Source organism: Anaerotignum faecicola (assembly GCF_003865035.1).
Taxonomy (GTDB): domain Bacteria; phylum Bacillota; class Clostridia; order Lachnospirales; family Anaerotignaceae; genus Anaerotignum_A; species Anaerotignum_A faecicola.
Genome location: NZ_BHVZ01000001.1, coordinates 614720 through 634678 on the forward strand (window position 1 = coordinate 614720; position 19959 = coordinate 634678).

The window sequence follows — 19959 nt, forward strand, 5'->3', positions numbered from 1 at the left end:
CGTATGGATTTTTCTGTCGGAGATATTGTGCAGATGAAAAAAAGTCACCCCTGCGGCTCTGCCCAGTGGGAAATCCTCAGAACCGGCATTGATTTTCGCATCAAATGCTGCGGCTGCGGACACATGGTCATGCTGCCCAGAGCAAAATTCGAGAAAAATGTAAAAAAAATCATCCCAAAAGAGCAATAAAAACAGGGTATCTCAATCTTGAGATACCCTGTTTTTTTCTGTCGAACCCTCTCAGCTTCGGCTTAAGCCTTCTTCCGCATTGCATTCAGAATTGCCAGTACGCAAACGCCGACATCCGCAAATACCGCCATCCACATCGTCGCAATGCCGGGAATGGAAAGCAGCAGCACCAGAATCTTAAAGCCCAGCGCAAAGGTCACGTTCTGGTTTACAATCCTTCTTGTGTTTCTTGCAACCTTCATGCCGACTGCCAGCTTGCCGATATCATCATCCATCAGCACAACATCCGCCGCCTCGATTGCCGCATCGGAGCCAATCGCCCCCATGGCAATCCCCAAATCAGCCGCCGCCAGTACGGGTGCATCATTGATGCCATCCCCCACAAACGCCGTCTTGTCGCCTTCTGCGTCCTTCTGCTTTTCCATCCATTCCACTTTGTTTTCGGGCAGCAGCTCGCTGTGGAATTCATCCAGCCGCAGCTCCTCTGCCACAGCCGCCGCCGTTTCCCTTCTGTCGCCCGTCAGCATTACCATCTTCTGAATCCCCTGCTTGCGCAACGCCGCAAGGGAATCGGCAATGTTTTCCTTCAGCGTATCCGCAACCAGAATGTACCCTAAGAATTTGCCGCCCTTTGCAACATAAACCACCGTACCGATGCCGTTTGCCTTTTCATACGCAATTTTTTCATGCTCCATCAGACGGCTGTTCCCCAGCAGAACCGTTTCGCCGTCCAGCTCGTAGGAAATCCCGTAGCCGCCCAGCTCCTGATAGCTCTGTGCCGCAGGAAGCTCGCCTTTGTATGCCTGTACGATTGCCTGCGCAATGGGGTGATTGCTCATTGCCTCCCCGATTGCCGCCGGCTTCAGCACATCGCCCTTCACCTCTGTTACAGAGAATCTGCCCTTTGTCAGTGTCCCTGTCTTATCAAAAACAACCGTTTTCAGTCGGCTCAGCGTATCCAAATCGCCGCCGCCCTTTACCAGAATCCCACACTTGGATGCCGCGCCAATCCCCGCAAAATACGTCAGCGGCACAGACAATACCAATGCACAGGGACAGGAAACAACTAAGAATACCAATGCTCTGCCAAACCACAAGGAGAATTTCCCAAGCCCTGCCAACGGCGGCAGAACCGCAACCAGAACCGCCAGCAGAACCACAATGGGTGTATAAACTCTTGCAAAGCGTGTGATGAATTTCTCCGTCTTGGATTTCTTTGCAGATGCGTTTTCCACCATTTCCAGAATCTTCATCACCGTAGATTCGCCAAAGCCCTTTTCTACGCGAACCTTCAGACTGCCGTCCATATTGATGCAGCCGCTGAGCACCTGATCTCCTGCCCCCACAGAACGAGGCAGGGATTCGCCTGTCAGTGCCGCAGTATCCAGCATAGCATGTCCTTCCGTGATTACCCCGTCCAAAGGGATTCTTTCCCCTGCCTTTACCAGAATCATATCTCCCACATGCACCAGAGAAGGATCTACCTTCCTTTCCTCGTCATCCACGATTAAATGTGCAAAATCGGGACGGATATCCAGCAGTGCCGTAATGGATTTTCTGGAGCGTGCCACCGCATATTCCTGGAATGCCTCGCCCACCTGATAGAACAGCATAACGAAAACAGCCTCTGCCATTTCCCCCAGATACAACGCGCCAATCGTAGAGAAGGACATCAGGAAGTTTTCATCAAAAACCTTCCCCTGTCCGATATGCTTCGCCGCACGCAACAGAACATCATACCCGAAAATCAGATATGCGCAGATATAAAGAATCGTGCGGATCGTTCCCCCATGCAGGAAAACAGCCGCAAGGAAGAACGCAAGCCCTATGCCAAAGCGCAGAAAAAATTTTCTGCCGAACACATTCTCATCCCCATGCGCATGGTCATGTCCACAGCCACAGCCACACCCACAGCCGCAGTCATCATCGTCATCCTCCTCACAGCCGCAGCCGCAATGCTCATGATGCGCATGATGATGCTCTGCCTTCTGCCCCTGCAAAAAGGCAACCTCTACCTCCGGCTCAAATTTATGCACCACCCGTTCCACCGTTTCCTGCATTTCCTCTGCCGAAGCATTTGGCGCAAGCTTTACTGTCATTTCCTGCCGCAGCAGATTGATGGAAACCTCCTGCGTTTCAGAAAGCTTAGAAAGCGTATCCTCAATCTTTCCCGCACAGTTCGCGCAGGTCAACCCTTTTAATGCTACCTTCATTTCAGACATAGTCACACCTCTTTTTTCGCTGTTTGCTTTTCATTTGTTCGTTTGAATAACTGTTCATATAACATCTGAAAATTTAGGCTGTAATTTTCAGATATCCTTGCACCTATATCATTACAGCCTATTCCTTTTTTATTCGTGATATCCACGCTTATGCCGCAGATGCGTCATCCCCTGCTCCAGAACCATCCGAATATGCTCATCGTCCAGAGAATAGAACACGGTTTTGCCCTCCTTGCGGTATTTTACAAGATCATTCTGCCGCAGTACGCGCAGCTGATGCGACACAGCGGATTGGCTCATTTCCAGTACGTCTGCCAAATCCCCCACATTTCGCTCCCCCTCCAGCAGGGTCTGCAAAATACGGATACGGGTCGCATCCCCAAAAATCTTGAAAAATTCTGCCAGCTCCTGAATAAACTCCTGCTGCAGTTCCTTTTCCATATCAAATTCTTCCTGCATCGGTGTCTCCTTCATGGCTCGCTCCTTTTCTTATATGAATATCTGCTCATATATTAACGCATTATTTTTGCTTTGTCAACGCTGCTATTGATAATTTTTTCATCAATAACACACCGAAATCCCGATTTCGATTTAATTTCATTTAATTCTTTTCCTTCGGAAACTCAATCAGGTCGATAAATCCCTTTAACGCATGCGGCATTGCCACATTTTTCAGCCGCACCATCCCAATGCTCCGCTTCGGTACGGGCGGTTCCACGGGAATCTCAAACAGGTGCTTGTTCTGCAGCTCCCTCTGCGTAAACTCCTCGATCACATACGTCAGTCCAAGGTTGATTTCCGCAAAGCTTACCAGTAAATCACTGCTCCCCAGCTCCAGAATCGGGTTCAGCACTACGCCGTTTTCCTCTGCATAGCGGTCAATATAGCGGCGCGAATTGCTCAAATCCTCCAATAAAAGCAGGGGATATTTCGGCAAATCCTTCAACTCCATGCCCATCTCCGCAAGCATCCGATACCGCTCGCCCCCCACCAGAACATCATGAATTTCAATGCAGGGCGTTACCTCTAAATCCTCATCCTCCGCAATCGGCAAATTGATAAAGCAGACATCCACACTGCCGTTTCTCAGCAGCCTGAGCGATTCGTAGGTTGTCTTATTCGTCACCTTAATATTGATATCGGGATACAGCTTATGATACTTTTCCAGATAAGGCAGCAGGAAATTGGCAATGACCGTATCACTCGCGCCAATCTTGAGCTCCCCCATCTCCATGTGTACCATCTGATAATATTTTTCCTCCGCCGCCTGAATCAGTCCCAACGCCTGCTCCAGATAGGTATATAACAGCTTGCCCTCCGCGGTGGGATAAACCCCCTTCGCCGTACGCACCAGAAGCGGACTGCCCATGCGGTCCTCCAGCTGACGAATGGACATGCTTACCGCAGGCTGTGAAATAAAGAGCTCTCTTGCCGCAGCAGACATATTGCCCGTGCGGACAACTGCACAAAAAATACGATATAAATCTAACGAAACATCAACTTTCATGAGGGGAACCTCCCTTTTCTTTGGTTTCTTCTATTATACAGAATTCAAAGAGCCAACGCAAGCGCGATAAGTAAAAATGATAACAATTTTTTCATTTTTTTCTCCGCCGCCTGTCGCACAGCTTTTCTAATTCTACAATCGGCAAGGGTGCCAATGCCAACGCCGCAACCACAAGCCATTCCTTCCCATTCAGCGGACATACCTTGAAAATCTCCGCCAGCGGCAGCACCATAATCACCCCAATCTGCATCAGACACCCGATAAAAAACGCCAGCAGCAGCATCGGGTTCCCCAAGGGCGAAATCCGAAACAGCGAATGCTCCGACCGCATATTAAAGGCGTGTATCAGCTGCGAAAGCGAAAGCACCGCAAACGCCATCGTCCGCCCTGTAATATATGCCCCTTCCTCGTCAAAATAAATGTGCCCGATCCCAAAGGCAAGCAGTGCCAGCATCCCAATCATCGCCCCCTCTAAGGCAATGCTGCTCACCATGCCGTCCGAAAAGAGGGAATTTCCCCTCCGCGGCGGCTGCTCCATGCTGTCCGCGTCCGCAGGGTCAACCCCCAGTGCAATCGCAGGCAGGGAATCCGTCACAAGGTTCACCCATAACAGCTGAATCGGCAAAAGCGGCGTTGCCCAGCCAAAGCACATCGCCACGAAAATCGTCATAATCTCGCCAATGTTGCTCGAAAGCAGAAAATGGACCGCCTTGCGGATGTTTTCATAAATGCCGCGTCCCTCGCGCACCGCCTCCACGATTGTCGCAAAGTTATCATCCATCAGAATCATATCTGCCGCACCCTTGGCAACCTCTGTGCCGTTTTTCCCCATCGCACAGCCGATATCCGCCGCCTTAAGCGCAGGCGCATCATTCACGCCGTCCCCCGTCATGGCAACCACGCGCCCCTCCTTCTGAAACGCCTTCACAATCCGCACCTTATGTGCCGGCGAAACGCGCGCAAAAACCGTACAATCCTCCGCCGCCCGCTCCAGCGCCTCGTCCGACATCTGTTCCAGCTCCTGCCCCGTCAGCACGGTATCCCCTGCACGGTAAATCCCAAGCTCTGCGGCAATCGCCTGTGCTGTCAGCGCATGATCTCCCGTAATCATCACAGGACGAATCCCTGCCCTTTGACAAATCTCCACTGCCGCCTGCGCCTCCGGTCTCGGCGGGTCCATCATCCCTGCCATCCCTGCAAATACCAGATCCCTTTCCAGCTCCTCCGCCGTAAAAAAGAGCGGCTCCTCGTCCCATTCCCGAAACGCCACCGCCACCACGCGCAGGGCATTTGCCGCCATCTCGCCGTTTTTCAGCCTTGCCTCGCTTTTTCTTCTGCCATCAAATACAGCCTGTCTGCCGCCATCCAGGCAGTATGCGCATTTCTCAAAAAGAATATCGGGTGCCCCCTTCGTCACAGAAATCCATTTCCCCCCACTGGGATGCACCGTTGTCATCAGCTTTCGCTCCGAGGAAAACGGTACCTCGCCGATTCTGGGCATTTCCTTCCAAAGCCCCTTGAGCGATACCCCGCCTTCCTCTGCCGCCTCCGCAAGTGCCTTTTCCGTCGGCTCCCCAATGATTTTTGTCCCCTGCCGCTTCACATCATTGCAAAGCGTAAACAGCGTCAGAATGAATCTTCGCTTTTCCTCGTCCTGCTCCAACCCCTTCCCGATTGCCGCAAGCCGTGTCACCTTCATGCGGTTTTGCGTCAGCGTCCCCGTCTTATCCGAGCAGATGACCTCTGCACTCCCCAAGGTTTCCACCGCAGGCAGTCTGCGGATAATCGTATTTTTCCTTGCCATCCGCTGCATCCCAATCGCAAGCACAATCGTCACAATCGCAGGCAGTCCTTCGGGAATTGCCGCCACCGCAAGGCTCACAGAGGTCATAAACATCGGAAACGGCGGCTGCCTTCGCAAAAGTCCCATCCCGAAGATAATGCCACAGATAATCAGTGCCCCCATGCCCAGCAGTCTTCCTGTCTCTCCCAGCTTTTTCTGCAAGGGCGTTTCGCGCTCCTCCTGCTCCGCCAAAAGGGCTGCAATCTTCCCGATTTCGGTCGCCATACCCGTTGCCGTCACCGCCACCGTGCCTCTCCCCGCCAGAACGTAGCTTCCTGCAAGCACCATGTTTTTGCGGTCACTCGGCAGCGTTTTCTCCGCCAGAACGCCCTCCTCCTTCTCAATCGCAAGTGCTTCCCCCGTAATCGCGCTTTCCTCCGTTTTCAGCCCTTGGTTTTCCAAAATCCGCCCGTCCGCGCAAATATAATCCCCTGCCGCAAGCAAAAGAATATCCCCCTGCACTACCTCCTCCGCAGGAATTTCCTTCTCCTCGCCGCCCCGCAGCACGCTTGCCTTTGGCGCAGAAAGTGCCTTCAATGCCTCCAATGCCTTTTCCGCTCTGCTCTCCTGCAAAACACCCAGAAACGCATTCAGTACCACAATCGCCAGAATGATTGCCGCATCCAGAAAATCCTTTTCTCCGTTCCAATAGGAAATCGCAACCGAAGCCACTGCCGCTCCAATCAGCAGCAGTATCATAAAATCATTAAACTGCGCCAGAAACCGCCGCCGGAAGCCCTTTTTGCCCTCTCCCTGCTCCGTTCTGTTCCTTCCGTCCGTTTCCAGCCGCTTTTTTGCCTCGTTCTCGCTTAATCCTGTCCGTTCCTCCGTCCGCAATTTTTTCAGCACCTCTGTCGGTGTCATGCTCCACCATTCCATATCCTCACGCTCCGTCTTTTGTTTTTCTGCTTGTCTTTTTTCCCAGTCTATGCGGACAAGCGCAAAAAAAGACCATCCGCATAGGATGGTTAGCAGGAGGTGTTATCCATGCTTTTTTCTCTCTTGCTGGCGTTTTCCCTCAGTCTGGATGCGCTGGGCATCGGTCTTTCCTATGGTCTGCGCAGCATCCGTTTTCGCCCGTCCGCTCTTCTTCTGCTCACGATAGAAGCCTTTCTCATGATGGAGCTGTTTCTTTTTGCAGGGCGGCGGCTTGCGGCAGTTTTCCCCGCGCATCTGGCGGCGCGGTTTTCTCCCATGCTCCTTCTTTTCTTCGGTGTGTGGCTTTGTCTGCAAGGCATGGGGCAAGGAAAGCGGAAGGAGACTTCGCCCCTGCATTCCCCCTCCCTCTGCGATAAAAACGCCTCCTCCCTCATCGAGCCGCGGGAAGCCCTTCTCCTTGGGCTTCTGCTTTCTGTGGATTCCTTTGCCATCGGGCTGAGTGCTGCCGCAGGAGGGATAAATGTAACACTCCTGCCCCTCTTTTCTGCCCTCTTTCAGACATTTTTCCTCGCGTTGGGCGAAAAATGCGGCACAAGGCTCAGCCTCTCCCCTGCCCCGAAAGAAAGCCTCTGGTCGCTCCTGTCCGGCGGCATTTTAATCCTTCTTGCCGTCATACAGCTTTTGGGCAAAAAATAAGCGTACCTCGTAAAGAAGTACGCTTTCTGTCAAAGTCCTGTATTTAATTTCTATGGAAGAGCTTCTTTGTTTCGTATCTTGCCTCACAGGTCAGGTTGATGCCCAGCTTCTTGAATACATTTTCATCCACAGAGGATAGGATTACCGTCGAATGTACCTCGCAGCATTTCAGCTTTTCCAGCTGCTTGAGTGCCAATGCCGCCTTTGGCTCATTCACCGCACAAATACTCAGCGCAATCAGTACCTCATCCGTATGCAGGCGCGGATTTCTGTTGCCCAGATGTCCAACCTTCAGCTTCTGAATCGGTTCGATAATTTCAGGTGCAATGAGCTTCACTTCCTTTGCAATTCCTGCCAGCTTTTTCAGTGCATTCAAAAGCATTGCGGAGGATGCCCCCAGAAGTGCGCTTGTTTTGCCCGTCACGATTGTCCCGTCCGGCAGCTCGATTGCCACAGCAGGCTCGCCCGTTTCTTCCGCTCTCTTGTTTGCCGCTGTCGCAACCGTTCTGTCGGCAATGCTTGTGCCCGCCTGCTTCATCAGAAGCTCCAGCTTATAAATCACATCATCCGCCAGCAGTCCCTTTCTGTGGTCGCAAAGTGCCTTGTAATATCTTCTGACGATTTCCGTTCTTGCCGCCTGACAAACCGCCTCATCGTCAAAAATACAGTTCCCGACCATGTTTACGCCCATATCCGTAGGGGATTTATAGGGGGATTCCCCGTAAATCTGCTCAAACATTGCGTTCAGCACAGGGAATACCTCTACATCACGGTTGTAGTTGATGGTCGTTTCTCCATACGCCTCCAGATGGAAGGGGTCAATCATATTCACGTCATTCAAATCCGCCGTTGCCGCCTCGTATGCCAAATTAACCGGGTGGCGCAGGGGAATATTCCAAATGGGGAAGGTTTCAAATTTCGCATAGCCCGCCTTCACGCCGCGCTTGTTTTCATGGTAAAGCTGAGAAAGGCAGGTTGCCATCTTGCCGCTGCCGGGGCCGGGTGCGGTGATCACCACCAGAGAACGCTCTGTCTCAATATAATCATTCTTCCCGAAGCCGTCCTCGCTCACAATATGGGGAATATTGGCAGGGTAGCCCTCGATGGGGTAGTGCTTGTATACCCGAATTCCAAGGCCCTCCAGCTTCTTTTCATACGCAACCGCGCTTGCCTGTCCGCCAAACTGCGTCAGCACAACGCTGCCTACATACAGCCCATAGCCACGGAACGCATCAATCAGCCGCAGCACATCCGCATCATAGGTAATGCCAAGGTCTCCTCTGACCTTGTTCTTCTCAATATCACCTGCACTGATAACAAGCACAATTTCCGCCTCGTCCTTCAGCTGCACCAGCATATTGATTTTGCTGTCCGGTTTAAAGCCGGGCAGAACACGCGATGCATGGTAATCATCAAACAGTTTTCCGCCGAATTCCAGATAGAGCTTTCCGCCGAACTGGCTGATACGCTCTTTGATTCGCTTTGATTGCATTTGCAGATATTTTTCATTATCAAATCCTAAACGTAACATAATTAACTCTCCCCGATATTTCCTTCGTCAACATCTATAACACAGAAAATTATAACCCTTTTTCATGCTATTTACAAACAAAACTTAGCAAAAAATAACTTCCGTCCATCAAAATATAAAATACCTGTTATAAGCAGCCACCATTCTATACCTTTATTTCGACCCTTAAAAGAAAAGAGATACCCTAAGGTATCTCCTCTCTTTTGGATGTATTTTGTTTGGATGTATATATGGATGTAAATTCTTACCTGTGTTAAAAAATTCCTTCGGAGTATCAGACTGCATGCTTCTGTGTTGCGGAAACTGCATGCTTCTTCTGTTCTTCCTTTTCTGCCTTGCGCAGCTTGAAGATTTTGTATACGCCGACTGTAATCAGAGGCAGTACATAGATTGCAAGGAAAGCGTAGGACAATGCGTTGTAAACCGTTGCGATCAGGTCGATGATGCCAACCTTGGACAGAACCATAGAACCAACCAGAACGATGATAGTCAGGATTGCCTGCTGTTTGCCTGTCATAGGAGGCTTATGCGCTTCCTTCAAGCCATTGTTTACACGCTCCAGAGCCGCATGGATGATGCCTGTAGAGGTTTCGATCAGTGTCCAGCCCATTACAATACCAAAGATTGCGATAACAACAGGGCCTGCGGTTCCCTGCATCATTGCCAGCCAGGGTACGCTTGCACCGAGAACATCAGGATTCGGATAGAAGCACATAACCGCAAAGTATGTCAGGAACCAGGGAATCGTAGCCAGCACGCCGCCGATAATACCGGAAACAACGGATTCTACCCTTCTGGTCTGTCTTTCGATTGTAAAGAAGGTTGCAGGCATTACAACCAGATTGTATGCGCAGTAAAGAACGCCGCTCCAAAGAGCCTTGCCTGCGGATACAGAGCCTCCGATAAAGCTTGTGTCATGGTTTGCAAATACAGTAGAAATGTTCTTGCCAAATGTACCGATAACCAGTACGGAGAAGATGATGTAGCCTGCATACAGGGCAACCGTACCCAGTGTTTCAAAGCGTTCAATCAATCTGGAGCCGTAGAAGTTCAAAATCGCAACAACCACTGTAATGGCAACAACGCCGACCCAGTAGTTCAATCCCAGCGTTTGTTCTACGATATTACCGGTTGCAGATGCCATAACAGCAATGATAACAACCATAAACAGCAGATAAACGATATCGAACACAATCCACAAAGGGCCGCCGATGGTCTTCATAAATGTTTTGAAATCGTATGCCTTTGTCAGTCGAATCAGCTCATAGGTCAGTGCCGCGATGACCGCAAATCCTAAGAATGTCCCCAGGCCGGACAGCCAGCCCAGTGCGCCGTATTTCGCACCGTATTCTACGATTTCACGACCGGTTGCATAACCGCCGCCGATCATTACGGACTGAAGGATAATGCCGGGCAAAACAAATTTCCCGAAGCTGCCTTCAAAAAAGCCTTTTTTCTTTTCCATAAAATTCCCCTCTTTTCTTTTGTGTAAAGCCAACTCATTGTAAAAATAAATGCTGAAAAATAATGAGTTTCTTTTGTACCTTTGCCATCCCTTAAAAGCTACTCGGAACAGCTTTTTCATCTGTATAATTGCGAAAGCTCTTTTTGTACTTTTTCTCATACAAAATTGAACTTTTGTAAAAATTTACTCGTTTTTGGCAAGAAAGTCAATAGGCGCATTTGTATTTTTTTCTTCCAAAAAAACGTTTCACCTGTAAAAAAACGTCATTTTTCGGCGCTTCGCCCCCTCAGTTGTTTGACAACGTCGTCATTTTCTGCATAGAAACACCTGCTATTTTTCCTTCCCTTCTCAAAATCCAAAATTTTTCCGTTTAAATGCGTCATTTTCAATAAAACTGCACTCATTTTTTTCGCATTTTTTACACTTCGCACAAAAAAATATGTATGGATTCCTGCATATAACGTATAATTATGCAATTTAACCCTTATGTATACAGTTTTTCTGCATACAATGTGGCGTATCCCTCTGTGTTTTTCCACAAAAAAAGATACGACAGTCATCATTCCATCGTATCCCTTTGATAATTTTCACTGATACCTCATCACTGAAGTATTTATGGATAGCGGAAGGGTTCGGGAAACAAATCCGTTTCCCGAATATCATCCGCAGGCGGAATTCACTTCCGCCGAGGAAAACAGTAGGTTTCAAGGCTTTTGCCGCGGAACCTATCTGTTTATTCCTCTGCTATAACAAGTTGAAAACCTGTTTTCAACTTAATTTTCCTGCCGCCGAAAGGCAGCAAACAAATACCTTCTGCGCCCCTGCGCGGTATAATTCCTTCGCACATTCGTTGCAGGTTGTTCCCGTTGTGAAAATATCATCCACCAAAAGCACCTGCTTCCCTATCAGATCCTCCGTCACCGCAAAGGCATTTTTCAGGTTCTGCCGCCGCTGCTTAGAGGAATCCAGCGTACTCTGCGCCGCCGTTTCCCGCTTTCGCACCAAAATATCCCTCCGAAACGGAAGCCCTGTCCGCGCCGAAAGCTGTTCGCAGAGGATGTGGGTCTGGTTGAAGCCGCGCTTCTTTTCCTTCTTCGGGTGCAGGGGAACGGAAAGCACAAAATCCGTCTTTGCCAAGATTGCTTCATGGTATTTTTCCATGTAATCCGCCAACAGCTGCCCTAAGCCATCGCCAATTTTCTTTCCGCCGTCATATTTGAACAAATGAATTGCCCTTCGTACCGTTTCGTACGGAAAAGCGGCGCAGGCGCTTTCAAATGCAAACTCCTTCAGGCAGAAATCACAGAATCCTGCCGTTTCCGTCACGCCGCCGCAATGCGGACAAATCCCCTTCGGCACATATGGCAGCTGCTCCGCGCAGTCGTGGCAGAGAATCCCCCTTCTCTCCTCCATATCAAGCACCTCTGTGCAGACCGCGCACCGCGGCGGAAAAATCAATTCCAGAAGCCACTCCTTCATACGATATCACCCCCATGCATAAAATCGTACAAATTCCGAATCCGCTGTGCCAATCCCGTATATCTGCCAATCTCTCTGTCGTTACAAATCATAGCGGAAATCGTCTCCCGCAGTCCTACCAGAACCACAAGCTGTTTTGCGCGTGTCACCGCCGTATAAAGCAGGTTGCGCGTCATCAGCATCGGCGGGCCGCTGTAAACAGGCAGAATCACCACAGGATATTCGCTCCCCTGTGATTTATGAATCGTAATGGCATACGCCAACTCCAATTCCTCCAGCTGGCTGAAATCATAATCGACCACCTTGCCATCATCAAACGCCACCCTTAGCTGCTCCGCATGGCTGTCAATCGAAAGAATGATGCCTGCATCTCCATTATACACACCCAGACCCTCGTCCTCACGCTTGCCAAGGCTGTTGAACATCCGCCAGACGATGTTGTAATTATTCTTGATCTGCATCACCTTATCTCCCTCGCGGAAGGTAATCTGGCGAAACTGCACCTCTCGCTTATCGGGCGCGGCAGGGTTCAGCGTCTGCTGTAAAACTTGATTTAGATTCTGCACGCCAAGCGTCCCCTTACGCATCGGGGTTAGAATTTGCATATCCTGCAAGCCGTCGCACCCCGTAAAGCGCGGCAGACGCTTCGTCACAAGCTCCCGAATCGTTCCGGCAACCTCGTCCGCGTATGCCCTTCGCATGAAGAAAAAGTCTGTCCCCTCCTCATTCAGCACAGGCTCCTCCCCTTGGTTAATGCGGTGTGCATTCATGATGATTGCGCTTTCCTGCGCCTGTCGGAACACATGCTGTAGACGCACCACCTTCAGCCGTTCGCTGCGGATCATGTCCTTCAGCACATTGCCTGCCCCAACGGAGGGCAGCTGGTCAACATCCCCCACAAAAATAATGCGTGAGCCGCTTTCCACCGCACGCAGAAGCGCCTGCATCAGCACGATATCCACCATCGAGCTTTCGTCAATGATGATTACATCTGCCTCAATCGGGTCCTCCTCGTTTTTGTCAAAGGTCTGCCTGCGGCTGTCCTCGCCGATAAAGCTGATGCCCAGAAGGCGGTGAATCGTCTGCGCCTCCATGCCCGTTGCCTCTGTCATGCGCTTCGCCGCGCGCCCTGTCGGTGCCGCAAGCACCACATCCATATCCTCTTTTTTCAGAATCCGCAAAATAGTGTTGATGGTTGTGGTTTTCCCCGTTCCCGGGCCGCCTGTGATGATAAGCACGCCGCAGCTTAATGCCTCTGCCACCGCCGCACGCTGCTCCTCCGCCAGCACCACGCCCGTTTCCTTTTCCACCCTCGCAATCTCCGTTGCAACATATTCCATATTCGGCGCATCATAGTCTGCGGAAAGCTCCAGCAGCCGCTTCGCAACAGACATTTCGGCATAAAAATAATAATTCAGATACACGCAATCCTCGCCGTTCAGCTTTTCCTGCAAAAGCTGGCTGTTTACCTGCAAATCCCGAATGGCATTTTCAATCGCAAGCGGATGCAGCTGCAATAAATCCACCGCCTGTGCAATCAGCCTTTCCTTCGGCAGATAGCAGTCGCCGTTTGCCGCCGCTGTATTCAGCACATATTTCACCGCCGCCTTCACACGGTTGGGGTCATCCGCCGCAATGCCTGCCCCCGCCGCCATCTTATCTGCCATCTTAAACCCGATTCCCAGCACCTCGTCTGCCAGACGATAGGGGTTATTCTTCACGATTTCAAAGGTGCGTGCCTTGTATTTCTTATAAATCTTCATGGCGTATGCAGGCGAAATATCGTATCCCTGCAAAAACATCATCGCTCTGCGCAGCTCATGCTGTTCGCAGAAGACCTCGGAAATCTTCTGCGCCTTATCGTAGCTGATGCCCTTGATTTCCGTCAGAAGATCAGGCTTTTCCTCAATCACATAAAACGTTGCCTCACCGAAGCGCTCCACAATTCGCTTTGCCGTTTTCGCCCCAATCCCCTTAATCATTCCGGAGGAAAGATATTTCTCCATCCCTGCCGTGGTGGTCGGCATGGATTTTTCGTAATACTGCACCTGCACCTGCCTGCCGTAAAGGGGGTGCATGGCCCAGCTTCCGTGAATTTCCAGTGCTTCTCCGCTGTGAATCTGCGGCACAACGCCCACGCAGGTCACCTCATCATCCTCTGTTGTCAGCGAAAAAACCGTATAGCCGTTATCCTTATTCCGGTAAATGATATCCTCCACCTCGCCGGTAATTTTCAAATCCTCCATGCTTTTCCCTCCTTTCCGTTTTTTCGTCTGCTAAGAGTATATCATAACAAATAAAAAAAGGGAACAACCGTTCCCAATTTTTATACAAAATCTCTGCAAAAAGCTTATTCTGTTTTATTTTCTTTTGGCGGCTTCAGGTCTTTTTTCCGCTTGAACAAAATCAGAACCACCACACCGACTACAAACACGCCGCCGCAGACGGCAATCGTCGGCAGGCAATCCGAAAGGCGCACGCTTTTATTATCCTGTCCGGGCATACCGGGAGGATTCTTTTCGCCGCCGCCGAAATCGGGTGGACTGCCCTGCTGTCCGTTTTGCTGTCCACTCTGCTGTCCAGTCTGCTGTCCACTCCGCTCATTTTCGTCCATCTGTCCACCCTGCTGTCCACCGTTTTGGTCAGGGGGTGCCGGGCGGTCATTCTGCTGTGCATTTTGCTGTGCATCCGCTGTCTGCTCCGTTCGGCTTGGCATATCGGGCTTTTCGCCATTAAAATCAGACTGTTTCCCGCCACCAAAGCCGCCGCCCTGCATGCTGCTTGTGTTGAAGGTTGGCTCACCGCCGTTTAGCTGATTTTCAATGCTTTCCGCCATATTCACCGCATAGTAAGCCAGAGAATATTGGTCGGTCGGGTCGGTGGAGCAGGCCTGCTCGAATTCCTCATAGGTGCAGAAGGCAGTCGGGTCATTCTGCACATAGGGCGCAATCAGGTCATGTATTTTCGTTACCAGCTCAGTCATGTATTCCTGCGTGAAATATTTCTCCGCAATCTCCTTCAGATAGCCCTCGTACATGGAACGATAGGTTTCATTTTCCAGAAGGGTTGTCACCAAGGGCTTCTCGTCGCTGCCCATGGAGGGCATGCCCTGCGGCTGCTTGCCGCCGCTTGGCTGACCGCCGCCCTGCATATCGGCGTTATCGGGTGGCTGTGGCTGATTATTTGCATCCGCCTGCGCTTCGGTGCTTTCTGCGGCATTGGTTACGGCATCATTATCCTGCGTATCCTTCCTCTTATCTCCGCCGCCGAAACCGCCCATGCTCTGGCTGGTCGGCTCATAGATATCCACCTCGCCGCCGCCAAAGCCGCCGAAGGCAAGGTTCATATCCCAAGGGATAACGGTGAAATAGCCGTCCTCCTCATAGAGATAATAGTTATGCGTGGTATTGCCGAGGTAGCTGTCAAAGTTCGCCAGTGCCACATTCGCCGCAATATATTTCAGCGCCGATTCCACATCCAGCAAATCCTCCAGATTCTCGCCATCCTCAAGCGCCTTCATCAAAGCGATGATTTCCTTGCCGTCAGAGGTATCCTCGTTTGTTTTCAGGTTCAGTCCTGTGTAGGAGGAAATATCATCCCCGTCATAAACCAGATCCGCACCTGTGCCATCCTGTCCTTCGGGCTTATAAAGGTCGCCCGTTGCATCATCAAAATGGGTCTCAAGGAAGGTTTCATCTATTGCCTCCACTGCCAGATACAGCCCCCATTCCTCACCGTTGACGGTAATGTTGCTGTAGCCGCATTGGGGGACATCCAATCCAAGCTCGCCCATGATTTTATAGGAAATATATTCGCGCATGCTGCTGTTGTCGGAATAGTTGTTATTCAGACAAAGCTTTTTCAAGCCGTAATAATTGCTGTTATCGTCATAATAATCAAAATCTATTTTAAAGCTGTAGCGGTCGGAATCAGAGCTTGCCACGGAGGTCAGGCTGTTGTTGCCCTTCGTGCGGATTGCCACATTTCCGACCGTTTCGCCGTTAATCGTAATATTCGCTTTATGGTATTCCTCCTCCAACGGGTTTTCCAGCATATCCTGCCAGTCCGCCTCGTCAATTTCAATGTTGATTTCATTTACCGTATCATCCTGAAAGATATGCTCCGCGTAGGTATATTGGCTGTCCGCCGAATCTGCCCTGCCGACGGCGCAATACGCCGCCACACAGAACACAACCACCAGCAGCCCCGAAAGCAGAACTGCTTTATATTTTTTTAATACATGCAAAGGAGTTCCTCCTTCCATTATGCCGCATAATTCCCGTCATAGCTTACCATGACTGCGGATTCTACGCCCTGCATGCCGCTGATTCTATTGACAAATGCACTGTCGTTATCCTTGGGGCGGATTTCATAAATCACTTCTGTGCCTGCCTCGCCGGTAACGGTTTTGGATTTCAGCTGCATTTTCTTCACCTCGCTCCTGATATAGCCTTCTATCTTCTGTTCCAGTTCCCCATCCATCAGGCGCACGATAATCAGATAAGGGTTATCCTTCTGCTGATGATTTGCAAAAACAAGCAGGAAGATGCCCAGAATGGGACAGCCCAGCAGTGCCAGAGGCAGCAGGCTTGCGCCGCAGAGAATACCCTCCGCGATTGCCCAGAAAAGGAACACCAAATCCATCGGATCTTTCACCGCAGTACGGAAACGCACGATAGACAGCGCGCCAACCATACCCAGAGACAATACCACATTGCTTGTGACACCACAGATGACCAGTGTGGTTACCATCAGAATCGCCACAAGGGAAACATTAAAGCTGCGGCTATACAGCACACCGCTGTAGGTTTTCTGATATACATAGAAGATAAACAGCCCGATTACGAACGCTGCCCCAAGGCAAAGCGCCGTATCCAGAAGGGAAAAGCTACTGAAGCTATCCAGAAAGCTGCTCTTAAAAACGTCATTAAATGTCATTGAAATTCTCATCCTTTCTTATTATCCGTTTAAGCTGCAGGCGGCAAATTTGGAAAACGCCTGCTCTCTGTTTTTCGTTGTCAAAATCGTTCTGCTTACCACATCCGGCAGAAAATCGTCATATTTTACCTCCATAATGCACCTGCCGTCCCGCAGCACAGGAACCGTCGGCGCATCCTTTCGGAAAAATGCCCTGATGTCCTTGCAGGAGCAAATATCTCTGTCGAAGGTAATGCGCACATTGCCGGGCGCGTAGGTAAACGGCTCTCGGCAATAATCCACAATCACCGACGGGCGGAATAGCTCCAGCTTCATTTTCAGAAACAGTTCACGCACCAGAGGGCGTTCGTCCTCCTCCATCCATGCGGTGTTGCCGTCAATGATTTTCTGCACCTCCTCCGCCGTTAAGCGGCATTGGTATTTATGCCCAACGGCATAGCGTTTGCTTTTCTTCTCCAAACGGATAAACGCTGTATCAAAATCATAATAACGAATCCGAAATTTATCACGGACAGCCGTCCCCGAAAGCTTTTCCTTCAGCACCTTTTCATACAGATTATCAAAATAAAGCGAGCGAATCAGATATTCCCTGCCACCCTTGAGATTTTTATCCCTCTGCATAAAGGAGGACAGCCTTCTTGCGGTTACGATGCTCTCGCCCTCTGTTACGGTATACTTCAATTCCTTTCTCCATTTTTCTTCCATAAAAATGCACCTCTCTCTCATTCGTGTTTTAGTATACGGGATAGAAATTAGGGGGTACTTAGCCTTTTGTTAAAGCCATGTGAAAGAAGGATTAGAAAACCATTAGGGCAATAAAAAAAGAGCCTGCCTTTTTAAAAAGCAGACTCTGTCCTCCCAAGTCAAAATCCTGATTTTGACTTAAATAAACCATTCCGGCTCTGCGCGTCTTTCATAAAGCTCTTCCAGCTCCTCCTTATGGTAGATATAGCCGGGATCATCAAAATATCTTGCCCCCACGGGACATTTCTTTACGCAGGCACAGCATTTGATGCAGATGCCGATATATTCTCTGATATTTTCTCTGCTGATGGAACCCATGGGGCAAACCTCCGCACAATGCCCACAGCCGACACAGGCATCACTTACCTTCGGCTTTACCTTGCGAATATCGATATGCGCGCCATGTCTGTCCTGCGGCTTGAAATAGGGACGAATGGGGTCGCACCCCTTCACAGACGCAGGAGCCGTATATTCCCAGCCGCTTGTCAGCTTTTCCGCGATTTTTGCGCCAAATTCCTGCATGCTTGCCAAATCCTTTGCATCGGGTCTGCCTGCCGCAAGGGTTTTGGAAAAGGAATGCTCGCTCACAAAAGCACCGCCTGCAACCGTCCGAAAGCCATCCTGCTCCAAAATATTTCTCAGCTCAATCAGCGCATCATCATAATTGCGGTTGCCGAAGGAAACCACGGGCACCGCATACGCACCGTTGCCCTTTACCTTCTCCGTCAGATAGGGAAGCAATACATTCGGCACACGCCCTGCAATGACAGGTGTGCCGCAGACAACCAAATCCCCTTCGCCGAAAACCGCATCCTTTTCTCTGCCCTGCGGCAGGGTAAAATCATAAATTTCCAAGGGCAAGTTCAATTTCTCGGCTACAACCTGCGCCGTTGTTTTCACTGCCTTTTCCGTTCCGCCTGTCGGGCTGAAATACATCGCCCATACTTTTTTCAACTCCATCTCTCATTTTCCTCCTTCACCCGAAAAACAAAATATCTCTTTTGTTCATCATACCTTAGAAATGCCCTTTTTTCAACTATATTACAGCTTTCTCCTGCCATATCCTCACTGCTATGCAAAAAAATACAGATTTGATTGCATTTTTTATTCCTCTGTGCTATGATGACAGTAAGAAAGGATTACCGCTTTTGGAAGGGCGGTCAGTCCGATATAGTTGGGTTTGACCGTCTAACTTCTGTTAGGCGGTCGTTTTCTTATCAGTTCTTATGCAAAAAGCATAAGGTGATAATTCCGATGATTACTAAGCTATATTGAAACAAATCAGCATATGTAACCATAGACATCACCCCCTTTGCAGAGAGTGACTGAACCGCCAAGCGATAATCCTCTGTTTTCAGCATAGCATAGTTTCCTTTTTTCGACAACAGTTTTACATCCTCTGTACAAAAAAAGATGCCCTGCTCTCGCAAGACATCCTTTCTCGTTTTTTATGATTTTCAGTGGAATTTTTCCAGAGTATCCCAGACACTCTTAACCTTCTCCACCTTCTGCGCCTTCACCATTTCATCGATGCGCGCTTCGGCATATTCCGTCTGAATCTTATCCTTATAGCCGGTTTCTGCCTTTTCCTTCACTTCTTCCTCGGTCGGAACGGTTTTCTCCAGCGTTTTAATGATGAAATATTTACTCTCGTCCATCTTGATGGGGCCGACCACCTTGCCAACCTCAGGTGCTTCTGTCAGCCCGAAATTGGAAAGCATATAGCTTTGATACATGGTAGTTTCGCCGCTTTCCTCTCCGCTCTGCGCCTTAGGGTCAACGTCGTATTCCTTGAACAAGGATGCAAAATCCTCGCCATCCTTGGCGCGCTTCGCGACCTCATTTGCCGTTTCCTCATCATCGACCAGAATGGTTGCTACCTTCAGTTCCGTATAGTCGGAGCGAATCTGATCCTTTTGCTCTGCGTAGTAATCTGCCATATCCGTTTCATCCACCGCACATTCCGATGCAATGGAATCATACACCAAGGAATACAAATAAGAGGCCTCCATCAAAGGCACAAGCTTTTCCTCATCTACCTCCATCTTCTTCAGCGCATCCGCATCCACTGTGGAGAGGAACTGCTTTGCCGCCGCTGCCGCTTCCTCCTTCTGGTCATCCGTCAGCGCAATATCATGCGCCGCAGCATATTCCTCCGCCGCAAGCACACTCTGCAATGTGCTGATGGTGCGCTCCTCCACCAGCTCATCCGCCGTCTGCCCATCAAAATCCAGATTCCAGACATCCTCTCCCGCCGCAGAAACAAAGCTCTGCGTTGTGGTATAAAGGTAAACCATATATTCATATTTCGTAATATCGTGATTGTCAATTTTCAGCACAACCGTATCCGCTGTTCCGCCGCTGCCACAGGCTGTCAGCGCAAGCACCCCTGCCAGCAGAAGCCCAAGCAGACCTTTTCTTCTCTTTTTCATTCTGCACCCTCTCTCCGCATAGATATTGGTTTTT

At 50.0% G+C, this 19959-nt stretch carries 15 protein-coding genes; 2 read left to right on the top strand and 13 right to left on the bottom strand.

Annotation, left to right across the window (positions count from 1 at the left end; all coding sequences use genetic code 11):
- Nucleotides 1-3: 3 nt before the first annotated feature.
- Nucleotides 4-189 (top strand): DUF951 domain-containing protein, encoded by a 186-nt coding sequence (locus tag EJE48_RS02935; protein ID WP_016407556.1) that lies wholly within the window; start codon nt 4-6, stop codon nt 187-189.
- 62 nt (nt 190-251) lie between these two features.
- Here the strand turns inward: EJE48_RS02935 and EJE48_RS02940 are convergent, their stop codons facing one another.
- From EJE48_RS02940 to EJE48_RS02955, 4 genes are all read right to left on the bottom strand, one after another.
- Entirely contained in the window at nt 252-2411 is a 2160-nt protein-coding gene (locus tag EJE48_RS02940) for a heavy metal translocating P-type ATPase (protein ID WP_124984285.1), read from the bottom strand.
- A 129-nt stretch (nt 2412-2540) separates the two neighbouring features.
- On the bottom strand, nt 2541-2885 hold the full coding sequence (locus EJE48_RS02945; protein WP_016407558.1) for an ArsR/SmtB family transcription factor: 345 nt from the start codon (nt 2883-2885) through the stop codon (nt 2541-2543).
- A 127-nt stretch (nt 2886-3012) separates the two neighbouring features.
- Nucleotides 3013-3918, bottom strand: coding sequence for a LysR family transcriptional regulator (locus EJE48_RS02950; RefSeq protein WP_016407559.1), 906 nt, complete (start codon nt 3916-3918; stop codon nt 3013-3015).
- 91 nt (nt 3919-4009) lie between these two features.
- Entirely contained in the window at nt 4010-6640 is a 2631-nt protein-coding gene (locus EJE48_RS02955; RefSeq protein WP_124984286.1) for a cation-translocating P-type ATPase, read from the bottom strand.
- Nucleotides 6641-6748: 108 nt separating this feature from the next.
- Here EJE48_RS02955 and EJE48_RS02960 point away from each other — a divergent pair, with 108 nt between their 5' ends.
- Entirely contained in the window at nt 6749-7336 is a 588-nt protein-coding gene (locus EJE48_RS02960; protein ID WP_124984287.1) for an MntP/YtaF family protein, read from the top strand.
- A gap of 43 nt (nt 7337-7379) precedes the next feature.
- Here the strand turns inward: EJE48_RS02960 and EJE48_RS02965 are convergent, their stop codons facing one another.
- The 9 genes from EJE48_RS02965 to EJE48_RS03005 all read right to left on the bottom strand — a co-directional run bounded on the left by EJE48_RS02965 (nt 7380) and on the right by EJE48_RS03005 (nt 19925).
- Nucleotides 7380-8867 (bottom strand): DUF1846 domain-containing protein, encoded by a 1488-nt coding sequence (locus tag EJE48_RS02965; RefSeq protein WP_124984288.1) that lies wholly within the window; start codon nt 8865-8867, stop codon nt 7380-7382.
- Between the two features lie 274 nt (nt 8868-9141).
- Nucleotides 9142-10332, bottom strand: coding sequence for a YkvI family membrane protein (locus EJE48_RS02970; protein ID WP_016407564.1), 1191 nt, complete (start codon nt 10330-10332; stop codon nt 9142-9144).
- A gap of 768 nt (nt 10333-11100) precedes the next feature.
- Nucleotides 11101-11811, bottom strand: a complete 711-nt coding sequence (locus tag EJE48_RS02975) for a ComF family protein (RefSeq protein WP_118579917.1) — start codon at nt 11809-11811, stop codon at nt 11101-11103.
- On the bottom strand, nt 11808-14057 hold the full coding sequence (recD2, locus tag EJE48_RS02980; protein ID WP_118579920.1) for an SF1B family DNA helicase RecD2: 2250 nt from the start codon (nt 14055-14057) through the stop codon (nt 11808-11810). Before recD2 ends, EJE48_RS02975 begins: the two co-directional genes overlap by 4 nt.
- A 104-nt stretch (nt 14058-14161) precedes the next feature.
- The gene (locus EJE48_RS02985; protein WP_160117304.1) at nt 14162-16057 is read right to left on the bottom strand and encodes a CotH kinase family protein; all 1896 of its coding nucleotides are present in this window, start codon (nt 16055-16057) and stop codon (nt 14162-14164) included.
- Between the two features lie 17 nt (nt 16058-16074).
- A complete protein-coding gene (locus tag EJE48_RS02990; protein ID WP_243107948.1) occupies nt 16075-16749 on the bottom strand; it encodes a DUF4956 domain-containing protein in 675 nt (224 codons plus the stop codon).
- Between the two features lie 21 nt (nt 16750-16770).
- Nucleotides 16771-17454, bottom strand: coding sequence for a polyphosphate polymerase domain-containing protein (locus EJE48_RS02995; protein WP_160117305.1), 684 nt, complete (start codon nt 17452-17454; stop codon nt 16771-16773).
- Nucleotides 17455-17631: 177 nt separating this feature from the next.
- Entirely contained in the window at nt 17632-18453 is an 822-nt protein-coding gene (locus EJE48_RS03000) for an EFR1 family ferrodoxin (protein ID WP_118579932.1), read from the bottom strand.
- A 497-nt stretch (nt 18454-18950) separates the two neighbouring features.
- Complete coding sequence (locus tag EJE48_RS03005) at nt 18951-19925, bottom strand: peptidylprolyl isomerase (protein ID WP_016407571.1); 975 nt, start codon at nt 19923-19925, stop codon at nt 18951-18953.
- Nucleotides 19926-19959 lie beyond the last annotated feature (34 nt).

What these genes read in the sequence shown, in the direction of transcription:
- EJE48_RS02935 (WP_016407556.1), top strand. Translation starts at nt 4, where the DNA reads ATGGATTTTTCTGTCGGAGATATTGTGCAGATGAAAAAAAGTCACCCC.
- EJE48_RS02940 (WP_124984285.1), bottom strand. Translation starts at nt 2,411, where the DNA reads ATGTCTGAAATGAAGGTAGCATTAAAAGGGTTGACCTGCGCGAACTGT.
- EJE48_RS02945 (WP_016407558.1), bottom strand. Translation starts at nt 2,885, where the DNA reads ATGAAGGAGACACCGATGCAGGAAGAATTTGATATGGAAAAGGAACTG.
- EJE48_RS02950 (WP_016407559.1), bottom strand. Translation starts at nt 3,918, where the DNA reads ATGAAAGTTGATGTTTCGTTAGATTTATATCGTATTTTTTGTGCAGTT.
- EJE48_RS02955 (WP_124984286.1), bottom strand. Translation starts at nt 6,640, where the DNA reads ATGGAATGGTGGAGCATGACACCGACAGAGGTGCTGAAAAAATTGCGG.
- EJE48_RS02960 (WP_124984287.1), top strand. Translation starts at nt 6,749, where the DNA reads ATGCTTTTTTCTCTCTTGCTGGCGTTTTCCCTCAGTCTGGATGCGCTG.
- EJE48_RS02965 (WP_124984288.1), bottom strand. Translation starts at nt 8,867, where the DNA reads ATGTTACGTTTAGGATTTGATAATGAAAAATATCTGCAAATGCAATCA.
- EJE48_RS02970 (WP_016407564.1), bottom strand. Translation starts at nt 10,332, where the DNA reads ATGGAAAAGAAAAAAGGCTTTTTTGAAGGCAGCTTCGGGAAATTTGTT.
- EJE48_RS02975 (WP_118579917.1), bottom strand. Translation starts at nt 11,811, where the DNA reads ATGAAGGAGTGGCTTCTGGAATTGATTTTTCCGCCGCGGTGCGCGGTC.
- recD2 (WP_118579920.1), bottom strand. Translation starts at nt 14,057, where the DNA reads ATGGAGGATTTGAAAATTACCGGCGAGGTGGAGGATATCATTTACCGG.
- EJE48_RS02990 (WP_243107948.1), bottom strand. Translation starts at nt 16,749, where the DNA reads ATGACATTTAATGACGTTTTTAAGAGCAGCTTTCTGGATAGCTTCAGT.
- EJE48_RS02995 (WP_160117305.1), bottom strand. Translation starts at nt 17,454, where the DNA reads ATGGAAGAAAAATGGAGAAAGGAATTGAAGTATACCGTAACAGAGGGC.
- EJE48_RS03000 (WP_118579932.1), bottom strand. Translation starts at nt 18,453, where the DNA reads ATGGAGTTGAAAAAAGTATGGGCGATGTATTTCAGCCCGACAGGCGGA.
- EJE48_RS03005 (WP_016407571.1), bottom strand. Translation starts at nt 19,925, where the DNA reads ATGAAAAAGAGAAGAAAAGGTCTGCTTGGGCTTCTGCTGGCAGGGGTG.